Source organism: Peribacillus sp. NPDC097225 (assembly GCF_044761955.1).
Lineage (GTDB): Bacteria > Bacillota > Bacilli > Bacillales > DSM-1321 > Peribacillus.
In genome coordinates this window covers 819489-841164 of the sequence record NZ_JBIWDJ010000001.1, presented here as the reverse complement: position 1 = coordinate 841164, position 21676 = coordinate 819489, and the positions used below count along the sequence as shown (strand labels likewise).

Annotated in this window: 22 protein-coding genes; 19 read left to right on the top strand and 3 right to left on the bottom strand. The window is 44.4% G+C overall.

The features are described 5' to 3' along the window. Positions 1-90 precede the first annotated feature (90 nt). From ACIQXH_RS04145 to lepB, 4 genes are all read left to right on the top strand, one after another. Positions 91-894, top strand: a complete 804-nt coding sequence (locus ACIQXH_RS04145) for a uroporphyrinogen-III synthase (protein ID WP_402957799.1) — start codon at positions 91-93, stop codon at positions 892-894. 79 nt (positions 895-973) lie between these two features. Beyond that, the gene (locus tag ACIQXH_RS04140; protein WP_402874789.1) at positions 974-1150 is read left to right on the top strand and encodes a DUF4083 domain-containing protein; all 177 of its coding nucleotides are present in this window, start codon (positions 974-976) and stop codon (positions 1148-1150) included. 89 nt (positions 1151-1239) lie between these two features. After that, the gene (locus ACIQXH_RS04135; protein ID WP_402874792.1) at positions 1240-1662 is read left to right on the top strand and encodes a DUF4064 domain-containing protein; all 423 of its coding nucleotides are present in this window, start codon (positions 1240-1242) and stop codon (positions 1660-1662) included. A gap of 304 nt (positions 1663-1966) precedes the next feature. Next, positions 1967-2515 (top strand): signal peptidase I, encoded by a 549-nt coding sequence (lepB, locus tag ACIQXH_RS04130; protein WP_403122196.1) that lies wholly within the window; start codon positions 1967-1969, stop codon positions 2513-2515. A 34-nt stretch (positions 2516-2549) separates the two neighbouring features. Here lepB and ACIQXH_RS04125 read toward each other — a convergent pair whose 3' ends face one another. Further along, positions 2550-3224 carry a VOC family protein gene (locus tag ACIQXH_RS04125; protein ID WP_403122194.1) on the bottom strand — a complete coding sequence of 225 codons (675 nt, stop codon included), beginning with the start codon at positions 3222-3224 and terminating at the stop codon, positions 2550-2552. A 219-nt stretch (positions 3225-3443) separates the two neighbouring features. On the opposite strand from ACIQXH_RS04125, the gene ACIQXH_RS04120 reads away from it, so the two are divergent. The 7 genes from ACIQXH_RS04120 (at position 3444) to ACIQXH_RS04090 (ending at position 11361) form a co-directional block, all read left to right on the top strand. After that, positions 3444-3929 (top strand): DedA family protein, encoded by a 486-nt coding sequence (locus ACIQXH_RS04120; protein ID WP_402874802.1) that lies wholly within the window; start codon positions 3444-3446, stop codon positions 3927-3929. A 229-nt stretch (positions 3930-4158) separates the two neighbouring features. After that, positions 4159-5571 (top strand): dipeptidase PepV, encoded by a 1413-nt coding sequence (gene pepV, locus ACIQXH_RS04115; RefSeq protein ID WP_402874805.1) that lies wholly within the window; start codon positions 4159-4161, stop codon positions 5569-5571. Between the two features lie 22 nt (positions 5572-5593). Then, positions 5594-6448: a D-amino-acid transaminase gene (gene dat / locus ACIQXH_RS04110; RefSeq protein ID WP_402874807.1), complete on the top strand. Its 855-nt coding sequence runs from the start codon at positions 5594-5596 to the stop codon at positions 6446-6448. Between the two features lie 209 nt (positions 6449-6657). Beyond that, complete coding sequence (locus tag ACIQXH_RS04105) at positions 6658-7890, top strand: Nramp family divalent metal transporter (protein ID WP_402874810.1); 1233 nt, start codon at positions 6658-6660, stop codon at positions 7888-7890. Between the two features lie 267 nt (positions 7891-8157). Beyond that, positions 8158-8712: an RNA 2',3'-cyclic phosphodiesterase gene (gene thpR / locus ACIQXH_RS04100; RefSeq protein ID WP_403122192.1), complete on the top strand. Its 555-nt coding sequence runs from the start codon at positions 8158-8160 to the stop codon at positions 8710-8712. 24 nt (positions 8713-8736) lie between these two features. Further along, on the top strand, positions 8737-9723 hold the full coding sequence (locus ACIQXH_RS04095) for an NERD domain-containing protein (protein ID WP_403122190.1): 987 nt from the start codon (positions 8737-8739) through the stop codon (positions 9721-9723). 855 nt (positions 9724-10578) lie between these two features. Further along, complete coding sequence (locus tag ACIQXH_RS04090) at positions 10579-11361, top strand: phosphotransferase (RefSeq protein WP_402874818.1); 783 nt, start codon at positions 10579-10581, stop codon at positions 11359-11361. Here ACIQXH_RS04090 and ACIQXH_RS04085 read toward each other — a convergent pair. Further along, the gene (locus tag ACIQXH_RS04085) at positions 11358-11636 is read right to left on the bottom strand and encodes a YtzH-like family protein (protein WP_402986653.1); all 279 of its coding nucleotides are present in this window, start codon (positions 11634-11636) and stop codon (positions 11358-11360) included. The genes ACIQXH_RS04090 and ACIQXH_RS04085 overlap by 4 nt on opposite strands. A 246-nt stretch (positions 11637-11882) precedes the next feature. On the opposite strand from ACIQXH_RS04085, the gene trmB reads away from it, so the two are divergent. Then, the gene (trmB, locus tag ACIQXH_RS04080; protein WP_402874824.1) at positions 11883-12521 is read left to right on the top strand and encodes a tRNA (guanosine(46)-N7)-methyltransferase TrmB; all 639 of its coding nucleotides are present in this window, start codon (positions 11883-11885) and stop codon (positions 12519-12521) included. A gap of 51 nt (positions 12522-12572) precedes the next feature. Here trmB and ACIQXH_RS04075 read toward each other — a convergent pair whose 3' ends face one another. After that, positions 12573-14687 carry a sigma 54-interacting transcriptional regulator gene (locus ACIQXH_RS04075; RefSeq protein ID WP_402874827.1) on the bottom strand — a complete coding sequence of 705 codons (2115 nt, stop codon included), beginning with the start codon at positions 14685-14687 and terminating at the stop codon, positions 12573-12575. A 296-nt stretch (positions 14688-14983) separates the two neighbouring features. On the opposite strand from ACIQXH_RS04075, the gene ACIQXH_RS04070 reads away from it, so the two are divergent. The 7 genes from ACIQXH_RS04070 to menE are packed head-to-tail and all read left to right on the top strand — an operon-like array spanning position 14984 to position 21675. Continuing rightward, positions 14984-15772, top strand: coding sequence for an enoyl-CoA hydratase/isomerase family protein (locus tag ACIQXH_RS04070; RefSeq protein WP_403122188.1), 789 nt, complete (start codon positions 14984-14986; stop codon positions 15770-15772). 22 nt (positions 15773-15794) lie between these two features. Continuing rightward, positions 15795-16004, top strand: a complete 210-nt coding sequence (locus ACIQXH_RS04065; RefSeq protein ID WP_402874831.1) for an acetyl-CoA carboxylase biotin carboxyl carrier protein subunit — start codon at positions 15795-15797, stop codon at positions 16002-16004. Between the two features lie 23 nt (positions 16005-16027). Next, positions 16028-17416: an acyclic terpene utilization AtuA family protein gene (locus ACIQXH_RS04060; RefSeq protein ID WP_402957777.1), complete on the top strand. Its 1389-nt coding sequence runs from the start codon at positions 16028-16030 to the stop codon at positions 17414-17416. Further along, entirely contained in the window at positions 17397-17750 is a 354-nt protein-coding gene (locus ACIQXH_RS04055; RefSeq protein ID WP_403122186.1) for an AtuA-related protein, read from the top strand. The genes ACIQXH_RS04060 and ACIQXH_RS04055 overlap by 20 nt, the downstream gene beginning before the upstream one ends. Before the next feature lie 4 nt (positions 17751-17754). Next, positions 17755-18930, top strand: a complete 1176-nt coding sequence (locus ACIQXH_RS04050) for an acyl-CoA dehydrogenase family protein (RefSeq protein WP_402957775.1) — start codon at positions 17755-17757, stop codon at positions 18928-18930. Continuing rightward, positions 18927-20084, top strand: a complete 1158-nt coding sequence (locus ACIQXH_RS04045; protein ID WP_402874840.1) for an acyl-CoA dehydrogenase family protein — start codon at positions 18927-18929, stop codon at positions 20082-20084. Before ACIQXH_RS04050 ends, ACIQXH_RS04045 begins: the two co-directional genes overlap by 4 nt. A gap of 55 nt (positions 20085-20139) precedes the next feature. Further along, on the top strand, positions 20140-21675 hold the full coding sequence (menE, locus tag ACIQXH_RS04040) for an o-succinylbenzoate--CoA ligase (protein ID WP_402874842.1): 1536 nt from the start codon (positions 20140-20142) through the stop codon (positions 21673-21675). Position 21676: the final 1 nt, after the last annotated feature.

The following is a 21676-nucleotide window of genomic DNA, read 5'->3' as shown; positions in this document are numbered from 1 at the left end:
AAAGAAGCTTCTTTTTTATAGTTTCATAGACTGAAAATTTGTATAATGGGGATAAGACTATAGATGAAGCATACATATGGAGGGTCATGAATGAGTAAGCTTAACGGCAGGACAGTTGCTCTTTTGGGAGCAAGGAAAATGGAAGAACTCAGTAAAATCGTTGATAATCTAGGGGGCGTCCCGCTTGTCCGGTCAGCACAAGGCACGGTATATCTGGATGATTCCCATCTGGAGGAGGATGTTACCCGTTTAATAGAAGGAGAGTTCGATTGGATCATTCTTACGACGGGAGTGGGCACGGAACTCTTATATAATACCGCTGTAAGAATGGAAGCGGGGGACCGTTTTATAGAAGCTTTGCAAAAAATGAAGATCGCCGTTCGTGGGTATAAAACGAAAAACCTGCTTAAGAAGCTTGGCCTGGAGCCTGACGTCCGTGATGATGATGGCAGTACGGCAGGATTGGTTCGCAATCTTGATGGACATTTGCTCGGCGGTGTGAAAGTCGCCTTGCAACTGCATGGAGATCCGGCACCGCTTTTGATGAACTGGTTGGATGAACAAAAAGTCGAACATAAAGAGATATTGCCCTATGAACATATTGCCCCGGAAACCGAAACGATGCATCTCTTAATTGGGGAAATCCTCGATGGGAAAATAGATGCCGTTGTGTTCACGAGTGCGCCCCAGCCTCGAAATTTGATGAGATTTGCCCGTGAACTAGGTGTGGGAAAACGCTTAATTGACCGCTTTGCAACGGATGTCGTGGCCCTGGCTGTCGGTAAAGTGACGGCGCAAGTCATCATCGAGGCAGGGATTGACCGGGTCATCTATCCAGAAGATCAACGGATGGGCAGTGCGATGGTCGAGCTGGTGAAGTTTTATACGAGTTAAATGAAATCTATCGTAAAGCGTTAGTCTTCTAATCTTTCATTCAGGAAGCCGCCGATTGATGACAGGGGGGAAGCCTTATATGGAATGGACTATTGGTGATGTATTGTGGCAATTATTTTTCCTGGGACTTCTTGTATTACTGGTTGTGATGATCGTGAAAATCATTCGTTTTTTTCAAAAACATACGAAAGGCGTTTCCAGCGTGGAAAAGAAGACGAAAGAACTTGAGGGACGCATCGATAAAGACAAAAAGTGAAGAGGACCCGGTTATATTACATACAATCTTTACTTCCTTCCTAAATGGGGTAGAGTACCTAAGTAACTTTTTCTTGGGGGGAAGTATATATGAAACGTACCGGTGAATTTGTGTTAAGCATTATTGGAGTATCGATCGCAACCATTTCCTTACTTGTGGGAATCATTACGGCTGTCTACACCAGCACGGTCGACCTAACGGAACTGGTTGAATATTCATTAGGTTCCGACGTGGAGATGGCGGCTTCCGAAATGGAGATGACACTCCAACTGTTCCACGTACTATTGTGGGGAGGAATTGTATCGTTGGCGTTTGCTCTGCTAGGTGGACTGATTGCCATCATTCTCTTGAAAAAAGGCAGAGTGAAAGCGGCCGGTATTGTATTCATCATTATCGGCATTCTTACTATATTCCATATATGGCCACTGATCTTCTTCATCGTGCCGGGAATTATGTGCCTAGTAAGGAAAGAAAGAATTCAAAATGAAGAGATTGAATATAACCAGTATTAAATATCATTCTCCATGTCTAGTTGCTTACATCAAATGAAGGGGCGCATTCGATTTACCTATCGAATGCGCTTCTTGCTAGGTTACATAAAAGTCCCAAGCTGAACGGAGGAATCGAACCAATTGTTCCTTTGTCTGTTTATTATCTGTTGCCTCATTCTACCATCTGAAAGGATAATTCAACCGCTATAACGAATAATTCAATAATATGCCAAAGTTAGGGGAAAATGTGGGCATTTGTATGAAGTGATTATGTTCTTACTGTGATATAATGACTAGACTAAAACACAAGAGAGAGGGACTTCGATTGGAAAAAAGCAAAGAGGTTTTTTCGTGGGTTAAAGCGATTGGGATTGCGGTCGTATTGGCTTTTCTGATTCGAACATATATATTTGCCCCTATAGTCGTGGATGGGGAATCTATGATGCCGACTTTACAAGATCATGAAAGAATTGTGCTCACTAAGTTTGGCACGAGTATTGGTAGCATCGACCGATTTGATATCGTCGTCTTCCATGCAACGGAAGATAAAGATTACATAAAACGGGTGATTGGCCTCCCGGGTGATCATATTGAATATAAGGATGACACGCTTTATATTAATGGCAAGAAATATGATGAACCCTATTTAGATGAATATAAAGAAGAAATGGGCGGGGAGCCATTGACTGGTTCTTTCAAGCTTGAGGAAGTGTCAGGCAGCATGACCGTACCGGATGACCACCTGTTCGTGATGGGGGACAACCGCCAGAATAGTCTGGACAGCCGTGAAATCGGACCCGTTTCCGTAGAGGAAATAGTCGGTAAGGCGAATTTGGTATATTGGCCCATCAAGGAATTTAAAATCGTGAAATAAAGGAACGGACTCGACTATCGAGTCCGTTCTTTCGTTATGCTTTAGAAATCCGCGTTTCGCCTGCACCATCTTGGATGATGCGTGTTTTGAAATCGACTTCTATCATGAGAGGATGGATTTCGGCATATTGCTCTGAAAAAATCCACCGTCGTCCTGGTTTGCCCAACAATAGAAATGCCCCGTCGCTACCCATGAATGTAAGACCATCGGGATTCAAGGATTCGCCATCCCGGATTGGGATATTCCTGTTGATCAGCTGTTGGCCAATCCCCTCGATATCCCGAGTCGTCAGATTGATCTCCCCGATGCTTAATAAAGAGTTCATTGAAAAAGGCTCATTGCTCTCGGGTGCGATGGAATGCCTTGCAATGAACTCGACAACATTATGGCTAGGGTCGGTGAAATAAAGCGAATGGGCATGGATATGGCTGAAGTACACTTCATCAACCCCCTCTTCCCTATTTAAAGGAGTGCTTGCGGTGATCCATTTCTTCGCCTCCTTGAATTGATTGGAAGGGATGTTGAAGGCCAAATGATAGAATGGCTTGCTACCGCTTTTGGCTTCAGTGAAAATCAATTCACTTGCCCCTATCTTTATCGAAAAGCTATTAGGTGTCTCCCTGAGTAATTTGGCGCCAAGCCGGTTCAGATAAAAAGCTTTTGTTTTTGCTAGAGAATTTGAAGCGAGGTTTACTTTGTTGATCAGCATAACTTCACACCCCTTTTCCTTATTTCTTCCATTATAAAATAATTCGGCTGGATAAGCGCCAAAAGGAAATTTATCTGCAAATTTTGAAGTTTTTTTTAGAAAAACCACTCATTTGGGTTAAATTGGGTTATTCTATAAGGTAGAAGTAATCACGTTAACCAGACCCGTACCGAAATTGGATTACTTCTTACATAGGGTGTCTGAGATGGAGTACGAAGAATGGACATGGTAAAAGAGTTAATTTCAAACTATGGTTATTTTGCGATATATGGACTTTTAGCATTAGGGATCATCGGGTTGCCTGTTCCCGATGAGTTCATGATGACGTTTGTCGGCTATTTGGCTTCTATTTCTGTTTTGAATGTACAAGGTGCATTCTTTGTCAGCTTTCTAGGTTCGGTTTCGGGGATGTTGGTCAGTTATTTCATCGGGAAAAAAATTGGCAAGCCTTTCCTAAGGAAACATGGAAGGTGGATTCGGATGACTCCGACACGGTTGGAGAGTCTTGAGAGATGGTTTAATAAATACGGACCGTGGACCCTTATCATCGCCTATTTCATTCCGGGAATCCGCCATTTTGCCAGTTATTTTTCTGGAATGAATGGAATGGGTAAACGCAAATATTGTATCTTTGCTGGTGTAGGGGCATTCAGTTGGTGCTTGGTGTTTACTGCTGTTGGCTATTTCATTGGTGTTTTGACTTAAAGGATAATGGGCCTTGCCTGGCAACAAAGACTGGTTCCTTTATATATGATGGAGATCCGTTCTGTTCGTGGAAGCGGGTCTATTTTTTATGAGTGGATTGTGATTGAATCATGTGCCTGTTTTATGAGCGTCAAATTACGGGAATAAGAAAGAATGGTCTCAACACTTGGCGATAAATATAGAAATAGTGATAAAATGAGAAATATATGAAAAAGGGAGTTGTCATGATTTGAGTGAATTGAATTGGCGCGAAGAAGTAGAAAAAAGAAAAATGGACCTTTTGGTCGATACACAGAACCTATTGAAGATAAAGAGTGTATTGGATGAAAGCCAAGCAACAGAAGAGGCTCCATTTGGCAAAGGAGTCAAGGAAGCATTGGATTATATGCTCCAGTTAGCGGAAAAAGACGGATTTACCGTGAAAAATGTCGATAATGTTGCCGGGCATATTGAAATGGGCGAGGGTGAGGAGTTAATCGGGATTTTATGTCATGTCGATGTAGTTCCTGAAGGAGATGGCTGGAGCTCAGATCCATTTGGCGCCGAGATACGCAACGGACGGATCTATGCGCGTGGGGCAATCGACGATAAAGGGCCGACGATGGCGGCTTATCATGCCATGAAACTTGTCCGGGAGCTTGGCAAGCCATTGAACAAGCGTGTTCGAATGATCATTGGTACGGATGAGGAATCAGATTGGCGTTGTGTCGATCGTTATTTCGAAGTGGAGGAAATGCCAACGATGGGCTTTGCCCCGGATGCAGATTTCCCTATCATCAGTGCGGAAAAAGGAATCTGGGATTATTCCATCATTCAGCCAGCGGATGCAGGTCCCGGAACGAATTCAGAAGTGAATGTTTTGGAATTTTCTTCAGGCCGAAGAACGAATATGGTACCCGACTTCGCAACGGCCATTGTGGAAGCGGCCAACCCTGCTGAAATCGTTGCAGGCTACCAGAACTATTTACAAAGATATTCGCTGAAAGGACAGGCTGTGCCACAAAAAAATCAAGTCCTACTTGAACTGAATGGCGTTTCAGCCCATGCGATGGAACCGAAAAATGGAGTCAATGCGGGTCTGCATTTAGCTGTGTTCTTGGCGGACTTATCACTAGATCCCCATGCAAAATCCTATTTCACTTTCATCAAGGATTATCTATTTGAAGATTCCCGTGGCACTAAGTTGGGTGTCGCCTATACGGATGAACAAACAGGTGAATTGACGATCAATGCCGGCACATTCAATTATTCGAAACAAGGCGATAGCTCCATCGGGTTCAGTATGCGTTACCCGGTCACATATGAATGGGAAAAGCAAAAAGAAGCGTTAGAACAAAAGCTTTCCACATATAATCTACGTGTGGAATCCAATTCGCTTTCGACTCCTCACTATGTGAACAGTGATAGCTTCTTGATCAAGACGCTCCAAGAAGTGTATGAAGCGGAAACGGGTGAACAAGCGGAGCTCCTTTCCATCGGTGGCGGAACATATGCCCGCTCATTAAAGGAAGGCGTCGCATTCGGCCCTCTATTCCCAGGTAGTGAGGATATCGCGCACCAAAAGGATGAGTATATCGATATAGAAGATATGCTGAAGGCAACGGCCATTTATGCCCGTGCCATTCATGAACTAGCCAAATAAGAGGGTAAGAAGGAGTAAGGACATGGGGAAGATCATTTATAACGGTGAATTGAAAGACCGGTCTGCCATCCAGATAGATGTCGAGGATCGAGGATACCAGTTCGGCGATGGTGTTTATGAAGTCATCCGTGTTTATAACGGAAAACTATTTGCAGCCGACATGCATCTAAACCGACTCATGGACAGCGCGAAACTGATTCAACTGAAGGTTCCTTTTACGGTGGCAGAGATCAAGGAAAGGACAAAAGAACTGATTACTGCAGAGAATCTGGAATATGGTATTGTCTACATGCAATTGACGAGAGGCACTTCGCCCCGTAATCACGCATTTCCAATAGGTGAAGTAGACCCTGTTTTTGTCGCTTATACCAAGGACATGCCATATACAGGAAGTAAGCCTGGGGTCAAAGCTGTCACGGTTGAGGATATCCGTTGGTTACGTTGCAACATCAAGAGCTTGAATTTGCTAGGTAATATATTGGCTAAGCAGCAAGCCGTTGAAGCAGGCTGTGACGAAGCGATCCAACATCGGGATGGAACGGTTACGGAGGGAAGTTCATCCAATGTGGCGATCATCGTGAAGGGTACGCTGAAGACGCACCCGGCAACGAATCTGATCCTGAATGGGATTACCCGCCAGATCCTACTTAAGCTGTGCAACGATAAGGGCATTTCTTATGTTGAAGAACCTTTCACCCTCTCGGACATGATGGATGCGGATGAAGTCCTGTATACAAGCACAGGCGTTGAAATCACGCCAATCACCGCAATCGATGGGCAATTGATTGGGGATGGAAAGGCCGGAAGCATCACACTCCAACTACAAAAGTTATTTACACAGGAAATCGAGCGACAATGTGGTAGTTTAACTGAATAGATTCCCAATCCCCCTGTCTGAATGGAGGCAGGGGGATTTCTATGTGTACATTTTTCGAAACGCAACATGCTTATGAACCCGATCCCTATACGGTCCGTTTTTAGTAAGCATCCATTTTGACATTTTCAAACTACAGGCATATACTTTTTCATATCAAAAGTTTACCTTGCGCAACTTTTTAAGCCGCGTATAAAAAGGAGTTGGAGTGCATGTCTTCTTTACATGGAGATACGAGAGGCTTTAAAAAGCTGCTCCCCTTTTTAGGGCCAGCTTTTATAGCCGCCGTTGCTTACATTGATCCAGGGAATTACGCAACGAACATTGCCGCGGGTTCAAAATATGGCTATACGTTATTATGGGTTATTCTTGCGTCCAATTTAATGGCGGTCTTGATACAGTCCTTGTCTGCAAAATTAGGAATAGCAACAGGGAAAAACCTTCCTGAACTATGCCGTGAGACATTTTCCAAAAAGTCTTCGTTCTTTTTATGGATTCAAGCCGAAATCGTCATAATGGCGACGGATTTAGCCGAGTTTATCGGAGCGGCACTCGGGATTTATTTACTGTTCGATCTTCCGCTTATCACTTCCGCGCTTATTGCGGCAATCGGGTCATTTGCCATTTTAGAGTTTCAGCGCAGAGGATACCGTACATTCGAAGCGTTGATCACAGGGATGATATTCGTGGTGGTGCTTGCTTTTGGCGCTCAAGTTTTTTATGCGAAACCGGACACCTCAGCACTCCTTATGGGTCTTCTCACACCCAAGTTCGAAGGAGTCGATAGCATCTTGCTATCAGCTGGGATGCTTGGGGCGACTGTCATGCCACATGCGATATACTTACATTCTTCTCTGACGCAAAAACGAATCATTGGGAAGGACGAAATGGAACGGAAACGGATTTTTCGTTTTGAGTTTATTGATATCGCCATTGCCATGCTCATAGCGGGTGCCATCAATGCTGCCATGCTAGTGGTTTCGGCTGCATTGTTTCATAAAAGTGGGGTGCTTGTAGAAGATTTGGATGTGGCCTATGACCAATTTGCCTTGATGCTAGGGCCATCTGTTGCCATGTTTTTTGGAATCGGCTTATTGTTTGCCGGTCTATCAAGCTCGTCCGTCGGTATGCTCACAGGGGATGTCGTCATGCAGGGGTTCATAAAAAAACATATCCCCATCTATTTGAGAAGGCTGATCACGACGATTCCTCCATTAGTGATCATTTTGATGGGAGTGAATCCGTCCAAAGCACTCGTAATGAGTCAAGTCGTACTATCGTTTGGGATTGCATTTGCGCTCATTCCGCTCATACGGTTTACAAGTGATAAGAAAATCATGGGCAATCTAGTCAATCACAAAGTGACGTCGGGCTGTGCCTGGATCATCGCTGTCCTCATTATCGGACTGAACCTGTTTTTGCTATATGAGACGCTACTTGGGTAATGCCATTAAAATCGGATAAAGCAAAGGGGAGGACCAGCTGATGGTCCTTCTCTTTTGCTTTCCTTTCCTTTCCTAAGGAAGGTGTAAGAAGCGGGGTAGCCTAATGGAAGAGCGATGGATATACGAATTGTTGTAGTCATAAGGTGGCATGAATAACGGGGAAAAGGGGAGACTGAGAAGGGCTCCGCGTTTGATGCTACTTGGGAGATTTTTGCGTGGGAATTATGGTAAAATTATATAGAAAACGGGAAGGGATGTTAGTGTCCGATGAATACTCATTTTTTCTTTGCTTTAGTACTGCCAGATGATATTAAGCATCATTTACATAACCAGACAAATGAAGTGAAATCGGAGTTTCCATTTAAGAAATGGTTACATCCAGCCGATTATCATATTACGATGGCATTTCTGGGAAATGCCGAGGATACAATGAAAGAAGAAGCGCTGGAAAAAATAAAACGTGCACTCGCCAATGAACAGTCGTTTGAGCTCAAGGTAGAGGGGATCGATGTTTTTGGTAAAAAAGAGAGCCCGCGTATTTTGTGGGCAGGCGTCAAACAGGAAGAAAGGCTGACTTCCATCCAAAAGAAAATCTATGCATCATGCGTAGAGGCAGGTTTTGAATTGGACAAAAAACCGTTCAAACCGCATATTACTCTGGCCAGGAAATTCGAGGGTGAGACCCCTTTTTCCATCAATGAGGCCCGTCAGCTGGCAAATCCGGAAGCGAAAGCATTTCAAGCTTCCCAAATAGCCCTTTATCAGACACATCTTGGGGCATCCCCCTCATACGAACCAGTATATACAATAAACCTTCAATAATAGAGGAAGATGGGTGGTGGTCGAATGGCACAGCTCATAAAAATACAGGATTATATTTCCCGGTATGAGCAGGATATTTATCGATATCCGTCACAATTTGCAAAGTTAAAAAAACAACAGTGGGATAAACTGCAGGCCGCCTATCACGCAGGGGAGCTAGAACAGCTGTACAGTCAACCGGATGAAGAACAAACCCTGTTCAAAGGCACGACGACGGAGGAAGAGCCAAAGGGGCTCTTCCATAAAGTAAAAGGATTGTTCCAAAGGTCGGACGGTCAAGAGAAAGAGGCCGAAGAAATTCATATACCGAATCCCGTGATCAATCATAATGTCTTTTCGTTAAGGGTACCTGCAAATCCAGCAAACTTGGATGAACTTAAGCAGAATTTCTTAAACCAGTTACTTCGTTTCCAGATGAAATGGGGCAGCTCGACGCTTCGTGAAAGGTCTTATGTGGACCAATCATTCTTTCTAGAAGAAAAACTCCGCTTTTTCCTGCAGCGTTTTCCTGATACATTTCTTGTTTTATATAAACCTATCTTTCTATTGAAAAATGCTCCGATCGAAGTCGATGTCATTTTGCTTACGCCAGTGGATGTCTGGTGCATCACCTTTCTCGAAGCGGAAGAGGATGCAGCCTTTATCGGATCGAGCGATCGGTTTTGGCTACGGCGCCATCATAAGTACCCGGACAAAAAAGTTCTCAATCCGTTCTTGGCCGTTAACCGGATGGGAAGCATTGTTTCCCAGTTATTTGAATTGTATGAAGTGAATCTACCGATAAAGAAAGTGGTCCTTTCGCGGAATGGCTATATGGATTATCCGGAGACCCCATACGATATTGATTTATTGGATAAGCGGACTTTTCCGGAATGGTTTGACAGGATGCGGTCGATATCTTCCCCGCTTAAGGCGCAACAGCTAAAAGGGGCACAGGCTCTCTTGGATTATTGCCAAACGACTTCAAGCCTACGTCCGGAATGGGATGCCAATCAACAACAGGATTCATAATCGTTGGAGGGGATGGTCTGCTACACGAAGTCATAAACGGAGCGGATTCATTCCCTTATGCAACCACTGGCCCCCCATTCCAGGTGGTTCGGAAAGGACTATGTAAGAGGTGTTCAGAAACGGCTAATCGAATGAATCGCTTTCTTATTTTTTTGTATGATGTCTGCAATCACCTATCAAGTGAACCGCTCTCCTTAAATAAATGGTTGAATTTTATAAAAACGGGTAAATTAATTTATCTATTCATTTTATCGAAAAAATATTTTTACATACCTTCAAGGGCCTAAGGACTGATGGGGAAAGAGCTCCCTTGAGCTACGAGCTACGTACAGTCGATGATATCTCCATCTTTATAAAGCATGGATTGTGCTTCCTGAACGCATGATGGAAAGGTGTAAATGAAGAACGTGGACTCTATTTCCGGTAAAGTGAGAGCCGTTTAGAATTTTCGATCCGCCGAAGGTCAGGCAGATGGAGAAAATATCGGGATGAATGAGGTAGAAGTAGGGGTCCTGAAGGAGAAATTTCGGGTCATGTTCAAGGGTAGTCAATGCTTATCCTTTTCGAAATGATTCCTTTGTACTTGTTTTATGGGTATAATCGTTTTATAGTACTTGACGAAGAAACCATATTTCAACTAAAATTTAATTTATGGCTATTGTTAGATTGCTCAATAGCTATTTTTTATTTTCTTATCATAATGATGTTTTATTGCGGGATTAGTTCCGATGCACGTATACATGCAGCTACGCCAACAGGCGGGTTCTTTAATAAACATTAGGTAGTGGTATTACATACACTAGGTGAACGTACTTACATTTGTATGATTAAGCGAGGAAATCGAAGGTGAGCCAGTTGGAACATTTAATAGGTCAGGAGTGGGATATATCCCCTGCTGGAGGAGCTACGGGAGAAGCGTTCATTGCCGAGAAAGATGGGCAAAAGCTGTTCCTGAAACGAAATTCATCGCCATTTTTAGCTGTTCTTTCGGCCGAGGGCATTGTTCCAAAGTTAGTGTGGACAAAACGCCTCGCAAATGGGGATGTGATTACGGCCCAGCATTGGATGGAAGGTAGGGAGCTAACTCAAGCAGAAATGGCCAAAGAGAGGGTTGCCAAACTGCTTCAGAAAATACATCAATCCGACCCTTTATTAAGCATGCTTAAAAGGCTTGGTAAAAGTCCTTTACGGCCTGAAAGTATACTTACAGACATAGAAAACGGTTTATCTTTAGAGGTAAATAACCTAATGATCATCAAGCAGGCCATTCAATTTCTAGAGAATAACCTACTGTTGATTGAATGCGATGAGAATGTCGTGTGCCATTGCGACGTGAACCATAATAATTGGCTTATGACCGAAACCGACGGATTGTTTTTAATTGATTGGGATGCTCCGGTCATTGGTGATCCTGCCATCGATCTCGGCATGCTATTGTATTCTTATGTGCCACGCGGCGAATGGGAACAATGGTTAGCCCGTTACGGTAAAAAGCTGGATGCGGGATTGGAAATGAGGATGAAATGGCACACAGTTTCCCAACTCGTGCTTTCCATCCAGTGGCATCATAGTAGAGAGCGGTACGAGGAAAGAAATGATTTACTGATGAAACTAGAATCCCTATTAATGGACGGTTAATTAAATTGATCGATGTCATCGATCCATTGGGACAAATCGTCCTGATGGGAATTGATATGTGCCTCTGAATCCGAGGCTCCGATGCCTGTCTGGCTATATTCGTAAATTTCTTTTAGTATCGTTTTTACATTTTGATCGATATCGGCATTGACCATCAATGATTTGACAAGCCTTTCAACTTGTTCATATTCGGCGACGGAACCGCAGCAGTCCGTGTTTTGGTTGTATAAAATGTCTTTTAACAGATGTAATTGGTTTTCATGGGAAAGCGGCATATTATCGCTCCTTTCTAATTATGAAATCAACTGGATCCCTAAAGATTTTTTTGCTGTTCTCTTGATTATGGTGTGTGTTGCAAAAAGTTTTATACATGATAATCGCAGAGACTGCCGCCTGGATGGCCGGCAGTTTTTTTGTTTAATGAGGGAATGAAGCAGTCCGATTACGAGAAAATGAACTTGCAGGAATCCATAATCTCGTGTTATGGTTTGAACGATTATATTATAAATAGGGGTGTCATCATGCGTTTAAGAAATAAACCTTGGGCTGAAGACCGTTTGAATGAATATCCGCAATATGTGATTCAGCAGCCAGTGAGCCATAAAGGTAAATGGCATGAAGTATTCGGTAACGATAATCCGTTATATATTGAAGTAGGTACGGGAAAAGGCCGTTTTATTACAGAAATGGCAAAAGCCCATCCTGATGTGAATTTCATTGGAATTGAAGTATATAGAAGTGTAATCGTTGCGGCACTGGATTTGCTGATTGAAGCGGATGTGCCAAACTTAAAGCTGTTGAACGTGGATGCAGCCAATTTAGCAGATTACTTTGCAAAAGGTGACGTGGACCGAGTTTATTTGAATTTTTCCGATCCATGGCCGAAATCGCGTCACGCGAAGCGCCGGTTAACGTATAAGACCTTCCTTGAAACGTATGAAAGCATTCTTCCGGATCAAGGGGAAATCCACTTTAAAACGGATAACCAAGGTCTGTTCGAGTCATCCTTGAAGAGCATTTCCGAGTATGGCATGCTGTTGAAATATGTGAGTCTTGATTTGCATAACAGTGATTTCGAAGGCAATATCATGACGGAATACGAAGAGAAGTTCTCAAGTAAAGGCAATGTGATCTACCGTTTAGAAGCAAAATACCGGTAACATGCAAAAAAACCAGGCGATGGGCGTCTGGTTTTTTTGTTTGGAGTAGCTTTATTGGAAAGTAGTGATCACTCCGTATCTTTTCAACTTTTGATAGATGTTCGACCGGCTGATGCCAAGTAATTGTGCAGCTTCTGTCTTATTTCCTTTTGTTTGCGCGAGAGCTTCAAGTAAAATTTCTTTTTCGGTATCTTCCATTTGTTTCTTTGGGAAAAGGGTCTTGGTTGGATAAGATGGGTTTAGTGTGTTTTGGTTTGGCTGCGGGGTAGTGGTTTCTAATTGGATATGGTAGTCGGTTATCCAGTTTTCTGAACAAAAGTGATAGGCACGTTCTAACACATTTTCAAGCTGGCGCACATTGCCTGGCCAATTATATTTTTGTAGCTTCTGAAAGGCATCCGTCGTTACACCGATGACGCCTTTAGGATTATAGCGCTGAAATTTTTGCATGAAATGCTCACATAAAATCGGTATGTCTTCCAGTCTTTTTCGGAGTGGAGGAATTTCGAGTTGAATGACATTGAGCCGGTAATAGAGGTCTTCCCGAAATTTCCCTTCTTTAATGAGCTGGAGGAGGTTCCGGTTGGTCGATGCGAGAATCCGAACATCGGATTTGCGTGTTTTAGTGCCGCCGACGCGCTCATACTCTTTTTCCTGTAATACGCGTAGAAGTTTTACCTGAAGGGATAGCGGCATTTCACCAATCTCGTCAAGCAAGAGAGTGCCACCTTCCGCAAGCTCGAATTTCCCGGGTTTCCCGCCTTTTAACGCTCCTGAAAAAGCTCCTTCATCATATCCGAAAAACTCAGACTCAAGCAGAGCTTCCGGGATTGCCGCACAATTAATTTTAATGAAACTGCCTTTCCGTCCTGATGCTAGGTTGATGCCATTGGCGAGCAATTCCTTTCCGGTTCCGCTTTCACCGACTATCAGGATGCTGGAAAATCCCTGGGCCGCAGTAAAAGCCTCCTGCTTCAAGCGCTGGAGGAGGGGACTGATGGTTACTAGTTGGGAAAATGTCGTGTTAAGTTGGGATACTCTGCTCAACTCCTGGCGGTAATGGTTGAGTTCATGTTCTAGCTTGTCCATATGCGCGAATAATTCCTTCCACGCATCAAGTTGTTTATAGATGATTTTAATGATGGTCCCGATGCTGCGCCCTTCTTTCTTCATTGTTTTCTTTGTCAATATCGCTTTATTCCTCTTAACATTTACATACATTCCTTGTGTTTCCTCACCCAGGCTTGCCATGGACCTGAAAATTTCCGGGGCAACTTTTCTCAATGGTTGGCCAATCACTTCAGCCAATGAGTCCACCTCGATCATATTCAAAAATCCTTGATTCGCTTTAGTAATCATTCCTGCAGAATCTGTGAGCAGGACAGCATCATAGGCAAGTTCCAATGCATTGTCGAGAGTTTGCTCGATTTTCTTCGTGGACTCCAATTCACTGGCAATCTTTTCATATTTGGTCACATCCTCTAGTACAATCATGGCGCCAATAATTTGATTCCATTCCTTAAGTGGCAAAACAGAATACATGAGAGTCGTATGATTGATATCGATTTTCATCGTCTCAAAGGCGGTTCCGGTTTTTAAGGCTTCCTTAACAGTGGGCAATATGGAAGGTATGACAGAAGAAATAGGCTTATCGAGAATCTGATCATTCTTTTGGTTTCCTAGGAGGTTTTGGGCAGCTTCATTTAATGAGTCGATTCTTTCGTCCATATTAACCGAAATGACACCCGAACTTAAATGATTCATTAATACCCTGAGCCGTTTGGCAAGGTGCTCCGACTCGGTAATCAGGCCCGTGACGATACTGGCCCTGGATAAGATGCCAGTGACCTCTTTCTTGCTATTCATGATGACGGAATGGGCAATATTTGAATGCAACAGCACTTCCTTCGCTTTGAAAACGCTATCATCTTCCAGGAAGCTGACAACGGGATTGATGATTGCCCGCTCAATTGAATCCTCTAATTGGGCATGCTGCAAGATTAAGCGTGTTATCGAATTCCTGGTTACGATTCCGGTGAATTCCCCATCCTTGAACACGCACGCAATATCTTGCCGTTGTTCTAGAAATAGTTCCAAAACTTTCTGGATGGTGGTCTCGGGAGTCAATCTTATGAAGTGGTGGGTCATGATATTTGTGACCTGCATAACATCCCTCTTCCTTTTAAAAGTTTCTCATACCTATGATTATACAAAATATTCCAATAAATACAATGTAATTAAATGTCCACTTTTAAAGACAGATGGTTTGAAAAAAACACAAATGTTCACTGAAGGAACGACATTCATGACGAGTAATCCGGAGGAGGAGGTTTGCCCCATTGATAAAAAAATGGTGGTGTAAGCAGATTCAGTCAAAAGTTCCATTTTAAAAAAGAAAAAAACGTAAAGTTGGCATGAGGCTTGCATTAATACTAAGTATCAAAATGGTGAGGTGAAAATTATTGAGCAATTATCAGACGATAACCTATGAAGAAACCGAGCAGGTAGCGTTAATCCGTTTAAACATGCCGGAAATGAGAAATCCCTTGTCGATGGAAATGTGTAAGGAACTGGTCCAGGCCATTCGCTTTGCGGATGACAAAGAGGATATCCGTTCCATTTTATTGACGGGTACCGGTAAAGCTTTTTCAGCTGGAGCGGATATTAGAGGATTTCAGGGGAATTTGACTAAGTCTGCACCCCAACTATATGAAGAGGGAATTGAAAGTACAGGGCTCTTTAAACTAGGTTCCACCGTCAAAACGCCCATTATCGCCGCAGTGAATGGAGCGGCCCTTGGAGGGGGAGCCGGGTTGGTTGCGATGAGCCATCTCGCAGTAGCCTCTGATAAAGCGAAAATCGGATTGACCGAACTGAAGCTGGGCATTGTTCCCTTTGTGATCATGCCGCTTGTAAGGCGCGCCGTTGGCGATCGTAAGCTGCTTGAAATGATGCTTACGGCAAATACCTATACGGCATTGGAGGCAAAGGATTTACAGCTGGTCCACAAAGTCGTCCCGCATGATCAATTGGAGGAAGAGGCGTGGAAGCTGGCAAAACAGGTGGCATCCTATAGTCCGCTTGCCGTACGGCTTAGTCTGGAGGCCTTCTATTTGACGGAACAGGTGGATTTGCCAAAATCAATGGATTTATTGTCGATGATGCGGATCGTGTCTTTTCAGAGTGAGGATTTGAAAGAAGGAGCCATGGCCTTTATAGAAAAACGGTCACCGATTTGGACAGGAAGATAAAACGAAATGGAGATGGATGAAGATGAAAGTAACGGCGCCGATGAGTGGGTCTGTTTGGAAGATCACAAGTGAGTCAGGGAAACAGGTGGAAGCGGGTGAAACGATCGTCATTTTGGAATCCATGAAAATGGAAATCCCGATCACTGCGGAAACGGGGGGAACCGTAAAGACCATTTCCGTTCAAGAAGGGGATTTCATCCAGGAACATGATGTTGTGGCTATTATCGAATGAAGGTTGAAAGGGGTGGAGCTAAAATGAAATCGGTTCGAGTCGGAGCGGCACAAGGCTTTTACGGAGATACGTTTAATGGGGCGCTCATGAATGTTCAATATGGGGATATAGATTACCTATCATTTGATTGTTTAGCTGAACTGACGATGGCCATTTTGGCAAAGGATAAACAAAAGCGGGAAGACACGGGCTATACGAAAGATATTGGCATCGCTATGAATATGCTGTTGCCTCTTGCAAAGGAGAAAGGGATCAAGATCTTGACGAATGCGGGTGGTATTAATCCGATCGGTGCACAAGAAGAAGTGCTGAGTATCGCTAGGGAGCTTGGCCTGAACGATTTAAAGGTCGCAGTCATTACGGGTGATAATATTTTGCCACATATCGATGAACTAATTGAGCTTGGAATGGACTTGGAGGATTTGGAAACAGGCCGGCCATTCACGAAAGAAGTTCAGCAAAAATTACTGTTTGCGAATGCATATATCGGCTCACAGCCACTTGTGGAGGCCTTAAGGCAAGGGGCGGATGTGGTTATTTCCGGAAGGTCAACGGATACCGCGCAGTTCCTCGCCCCTTTGATTTATGAATTCGGTTGGGAAAAGGATGATTGGAACAGGCTTGCAAGCGGCATTTTCATGGGTCATTTGTTAGAGTGTTCAGCACAATCGACTGGCGGTAATTTTAGTGGCAGGTGGCAGGACATCGAAAACTTTGAAAATATCGGTTACCCGATAGCCGAGATGTATGAAAACGGTGAATTCATCGTCACCAAGCCAAAGGATAGCGGTGGTCTCGTTTCCGTGGATACGGTCAAAGAGCAAATGCTGTATGAAATCCACGATCCATCCGCTTATATCACGCCAGACGTCGTGGTGGATATCACAGGCGTCACGCTAGAACAGGTCGGCAAGGATGAAGTGAAGGTGAAGGGAGTGAAGGGGAAGGAAAGCCCGAAAACGTTAAAAGCTGTAATGGGATTTGAAAACGGTTACATGGGTCAGGCACTCATTGGCTATTCGTGGCCCGATGCATTCGAAAAAGCGAAAAGTGCAGACCGAATCATCCGTAACCAGCTAGAGCAGAGGGGACTTCCTTTCGACGAAATTCGCACTGATTTCGTCGGTTACAATTCGCTTCATGGCCCACTTGCTAAGTTACCGCAGGAGGATATTAATGAATTGTATGTGCGGATTGTTGTCAAAGCCCAGGATAAACGGGTGGCAGACGGTTTCCGCAGGTTGATTCCCCCGCTTGCCTTGAATGGTCCGCCGACATTGTCGGCAGTAGGCAATATCCCAACCAGACAGTTGCTTGGCATGTGGTCGACGCTGATTGATCGGGAATGGGTGGAAGCAAATATTTCGGTATCGATCAAGGAGGTTGAAGCGTATGCCAAAAGTGACTCTTAATCTCATCGCACATGCCCGCTCAGGAGATAAAGGCAATACAGTCAATATCGGTGTCTTTGCCAATAGTGAGGAACTGTATCCGTATCTTAAAGAACAAATGACGTCCCAGGCGGTGAAGGAGTTCTTTACAGAGCTTGTGAAAGGGGAAGTCATCCGTTATGAGATGCCAAATATCTCCGCCTTGAATTTCGTTTGCCATGAAGCATTGGGCGGCGGCGGATCGTCATCGCTTAGAATCGACAACTTGGGGAAATGTTTCGGTTCCAATATCTTGCGTTTCCCGATTGAAGTCCCGGAAGAATTGGCTAGCAAACTATTAAAGATTGGGGTGTGAAGAAATGAGCTATGAACCATATTTTACTGACGAACATCACGAACTAAGGAAGACGGTTCGAAAGTTTGTTGAAAAAGAAATTACACCATACGTAGCAGAGTGGGAAAAGGACGGAATTTTTCCTCGTGACCTATTTAAAAGAATGGGGGATTTAGGGTACCTCGGTCTTCGTTATCCGGAAGAGGTCGGTGGTCAAGGTTGGGATTACTTTGCTGGCGTGGTTTTTGCCGAAGAAATGGCCCGCAGCGGCGTGGGTGGCTTTCCGATGGCGATTGCGGTCCAAACTGATATGGCGACACCGCCGATATTGGAATTCGGCACCGATGAACAGAAGGAAACCTATTTAAAACCCGCCATCCGAGGTGAAAAAATTGCGGCTATCGGGATTTCCGAGCCAAATCATGGTTCGGATGTCGCCTCGATTGAAACGCGGGCGCGCCGTGATGGGGACACATGGATCATCAACGGTGCAAAAACCTTCATTACGAATGGTACGCGCGCTGATTTCATCACGCTTGTCGTAAGGACGTCAGATGCACCTGGACATAAAGGGATTTCGATGATTCTAGTGGATTTGGACCTTCCCGGTGTAACCGTAGCAAAGAAGCTGGATAAACTCGGGATGCGTTCTTCGGATACAGCAGAGCTTGTATTCGAAGACGTACGTGTACCATATACGAACCTTCTGGGCGTCGAGGGGAAAGGTTTCATGCAGATTATGTGGGAACTACAGGGCGAACGGCTGATTGGAGCTGCGGGATCAGTAGGGATGGCCGATTATGCATATGAGCTGGCACGTGATTATGCAAGAACAAGAAAGCAATTTTATCAGGAAATCGCCAATTTCCAAGTGATCAGCCATTTATTGACAGAAATGAAGACGGAGATTGAGGTCGTGAAGGAGATGACCTATGCAACGGCATACCGCTTCGGTCGAGGCGAGATTCCGGCAAAGGAAATCTCCATGGCTAAATTGGCAGCGGCGAAAATGGCTCATTGGGTCGCCGATCGTGCCCTTCAGATTTTTGGCGGCAATGGCTATATGATGGAATATCCCATTCAACGGATCTGGAGAGACACCAGATTATATAGGATTGGCGGCGGAACCGATGAGATCATGAAAGAAATCATAGCAAAAACAATGGGCTTGGAAGAATACAAGGAGGTGGTCAGACGATGAGCCATTGGATTTTTACAGAAGAGCATAAGATCTTTCGGAAATCGGTACGCAAGTTCATTGAAAAGGAGGTCACCCCTTACGTTGAACAATATGAAGAAGCAGGGGAAACGCCTCGCGTCTTATTTGAACGAATGGCTGAACTCGGGTTTTTAGGGATTAAATATCCTGAAGAATATGGTGGACTCGGTTTGGATTTAGTGACAGAGATGGTGTTTTTGGAGGAACTGTCTAAATGCGGTGCGGGCGGGACTGGTGCGGCCATTGGTGCGCATATCGGGATTGCGACCACACCGATATGGCGTTTTGGGTCCCATGAACAAAAAGAAAAATATTTGGTCCCGGCAATCAAGGGAGAGAAGATTGCCGCACTCGGCATTACGGAGCCCGGTGCGGGAAGTGATGTATCATCCATTGCCACTAAAGCTGTGAGAGAAGGGGACCATTACATCTTGAATGGATCCAAAACCTTCATCACGAATGGAGTGAATGCGGATTTCATCATTGTCGCTGCGAAAACGGCTGACAGCCTGCCACATATGAGTCTGTCTTTATTCATTGTCGAGACGGCCTGGGAAGGTTTTTCCGTTGGCAAGAAGCTCGATAAATTAGGCTGGCGCAGTTCCGATACGGGTGAGCTGTATTTTGAAAATATGAAAATACCGGTCGAAAACATGATTGGTGAGGAAAATGAAGGGTTTAAGAAAATCATGGTCAATTTCCAGTGGGAGCGGTTGACGATGGCGTTCACGAGCGTGGCGCTTGCGGAGAAGGTGTTGGAAGAAACGGTTCAATATGCAAGGGATCGCAAGCAATTCGGAGATTCAATCCTGCAGTTTCAAGTACTGCGCCATAAGCTCGTCGATATGGCTGTCGATATTGAAAAGGCAAAGAACATTACGTACCGGGCCGTTGAACAGTACGGCAAGGGGGTCAACGTAACGACCGAAGCTACGATGGCGAAGGCGTATGCTGCTGAAATGGTGAATCGGGTCTGTGATGAGGCCCTTCAAATTCACGGTGGAAACGGATATATGATGGAATACCCGATACAGAGGTACTGGCGGGATGCCCGGCTTCAGCCAATTGGTGGGGGGACAACACAAATCATGCGCGAGATTTTATCGAAACGCTTGAAAATTACAGATGGGTTTTAACATAAGTCTCTATTAATAATGGCCCTTGGTATTTTTAAAAATGAGGTGGCTGGATATGAGTGCTAATGTAGGTTATTGGTTAACCCATCATAGTGAAAATATACCGAATAAAACAGCAATAGTTTATGGAAACCTGCGATTGACCTATATGCAGTTGAACAATCGGGTCAACCGTTTGTCACATGCCCTTTTGGATCAGGGTGTGAGGAAAGGCGACAGGGTCAATGTCCTGCTGTTAAACACAAATGAATTTTTGGAAACACTTTTCGCCTGTGCAAAAATCGGAGCGATATTCGTACCAATCAATATCCGCCTCAGTGCACCGGAAGTAGATTATATCGTTAAGGATTCGAGCAGTTCAGTCTTCATTTACGATGTGCGTCTCCAGTTCATCATAGAAGAGCTAAAGGAAAAGAACGAAACACACCTCCAATTCATTGAAGTGAATCCAGGAGGTGATCGTGAATCCTCTCCCTATGAAAAATTGATTGGTGAGTACCCATCCTCGGAGACTGGTTTTGAGCTGAATGCGGATGATTACTTGATGCTTATGTATACATCCGGAACGACAGGCAAGCCCAAAGGAGCGATTTTGACACATGGCAATACACTAGCGAACATCATGAATGGGCTTTACCTCTTGCCGGTGACAGCCGAGGACATTACATTGACGGTTGCCCCGTTGTTCCATATTGGTGGGCTCGGAATTTCCACAACACAAATGATGTATTTGGGCGGTACTGTCGTGCTGCTTGACTTGTTCACCCCTCAATCGACGCTAGAATGGATTGAAAAGGAGAAGGTTTCGACCGTGTTCATGGTCCCATCGATGTGGCAGTTGGTCATGCATGATTCAAGAATCGAGGATTATGATTTAAGCTCTCTCCGTTTGGCATGTTCTGGAGGGGCGCCATGCCCACTTCCGGTCATCGAATATTTCAAGGGTAAAGGCATTCCATTCATGGAAGGGTTCGGGATGACCGAGACGGCGCCTATCGTCAGTATATTGAAAGAGGAAGATACGATACGTAAAATCGGGTCGGTCGGAAAACCACCCATCCATGTCGGTGTCAAGATTGTTGATCCGACAGACAGGGAAGTGCCTATTGGCCAAGTGGGTGAACTAGCCATCAAGGGTCCAAACGTAACGGTCGGTTATTGGAATAAACCGGAAGCAACCAAGGAAGCACTTCGATCCGGCTGGTTTTATACTGGCGACCTCGCAAAAATCGATGATGAAGGCTACATCTATATTGTCGATCGGAAAAAAGACATGATAATTAGCGGCGGGGAAAACATTTATCCGATCGAAGTTGAACAAGTGCTTGTCAGGATGCCAAATGTGAAGGAAGTTGCCGTCATTGGCATCCCTAATGAAAAATGGGGCGAAGTGATCAAGGCCTATATCGTCTTAAACAGCCCACGTCAGACAATTAAGTTAGACGATATCCGAGAGTATTGTGATGGCAGATTAGCACGATTCAAGATGCCAAAGGAAATAGAGCTATTGGATGAACTGCCGAGAAATGCGACAGGGAAAGTATTGAAACGTGCTCTATCTAAACCATACGAAACGGAAAAGAGGGTGTAAG

Coding starts and splice junctions, on each gene's coding strand:
- ACIQXH_RS04135 (WP_402874792.1), top strand. CDS start 1,240: ATGAAACGTACCGGTGAATTTGTGTTAAGCATTATTGGAGTATCGATC.
- dat (WP_402874807.1), top strand. CDS start 5,594: ATGGGGAAGATCATTTATAACGGTGAATTGAAAGACCGGTCTGCCATC.
- ACIQXH_RS04055 (WP_403122186.1), top strand. CDS start 17,397: ATGCCAAAAGTGACTCTTAATCTCATCGCACATGCCCGCTCAGGAGAT.
- trmB (WP_402874824.1), top strand. CDS start 11,883: ATGCGTTTAAGAAATAAACCTTGGGCTGAAGACCGTTTGAATGAATAT.
- ACIQXH_RS04065 (WP_402874831.1), top strand. CDS start 15,795: ATGAAAGTAACGGCGCCGATGAGTGGGTCTGTTTGGAAGATCACAAGT.
- ACIQXH_RS04125 (WP_403122194.1), bottom strand. CDS start 3,224: ATGCTGATCAACAAAGTAAACCTCGCTTCAAATTCTCTAGCAAAAACA.
- ACIQXH_RS04105 (WP_402874810.1), top strand. CDS start 6,658: ATGTCTTCTTTACATGGAGATACGAGAGGCTTTAAAAAGCTGCTCCCC.
- ACIQXH_RS04085 (WP_402986653.1), bottom strand. CDS start 11,636: ATGCCGCTTTCCCATGAAAACCAATTACATCTGTTAAAAGACATTTTA.
- ACIQXH_RS04145 (WP_402957799.1), top strand. CDS start 91: ATGAGTAAGCTTAACGGCAGGACAGTTGCTCTTTTGGGAGCAAGGAAA.
- ACIQXH_RS04140 (WP_402874789.1), top strand. CDS start 974: ATGGAATGGACTATTGGTGATGTATTGTGGCAATTATTTTTCCTGGGA.
- ACIQXH_RS04045 (WP_402874840.1), top strand. CDS start 18,927: ATGAGCCATTGGATTTTTACAGAAGAGCATAAGATCTTTCGGAAATCG.
- ACIQXH_RS04060 (WP_402957777.1), top strand. CDS start 16,028: ATGAAATCGGTTCGAGTCGGAGCGGCACAAGGCTTTTACGGAGATACG.
- thpR (WP_403122192.1), top strand. CDS start 8,158: ATGAATACTCATTTTTTCTTTGCTTTAGTACTGCCAGATGATATTAAG.
- ACIQXH_RS04095 (WP_403122190.1), top strand. CDS start 8,737: ATGGCACAGCTCATAAAAATACAGGATTATATTTCCCGGTATGAGCAG.
- ACIQXH_RS04075 (WP_402874827.1), bottom strand. CDS start 14,687: ATGCAGGTCACAAATATCATGACCCACCACTTCATAAGATTGACTCCC.
- ACIQXH_RS04120 (WP_402874802.1), top strand. CDS start 3,444: ATGGACATGGTAAAAGAGTTAATTTCAAACTATGGTTATTTTGCGATA.
- ACIQXH_RS04050 (WP_402957775.1), top strand. CDS start 17,755: ATGAGCTATGAACCATATTTTACTGACGAACATCACGAACTAAGGAAG.
- menE (WP_402874842.1), top strand. CDS start 20,140: ATGAGTGCTAATGTAGGTTATTGGTTAACCCATCATAGTGAAAATATA.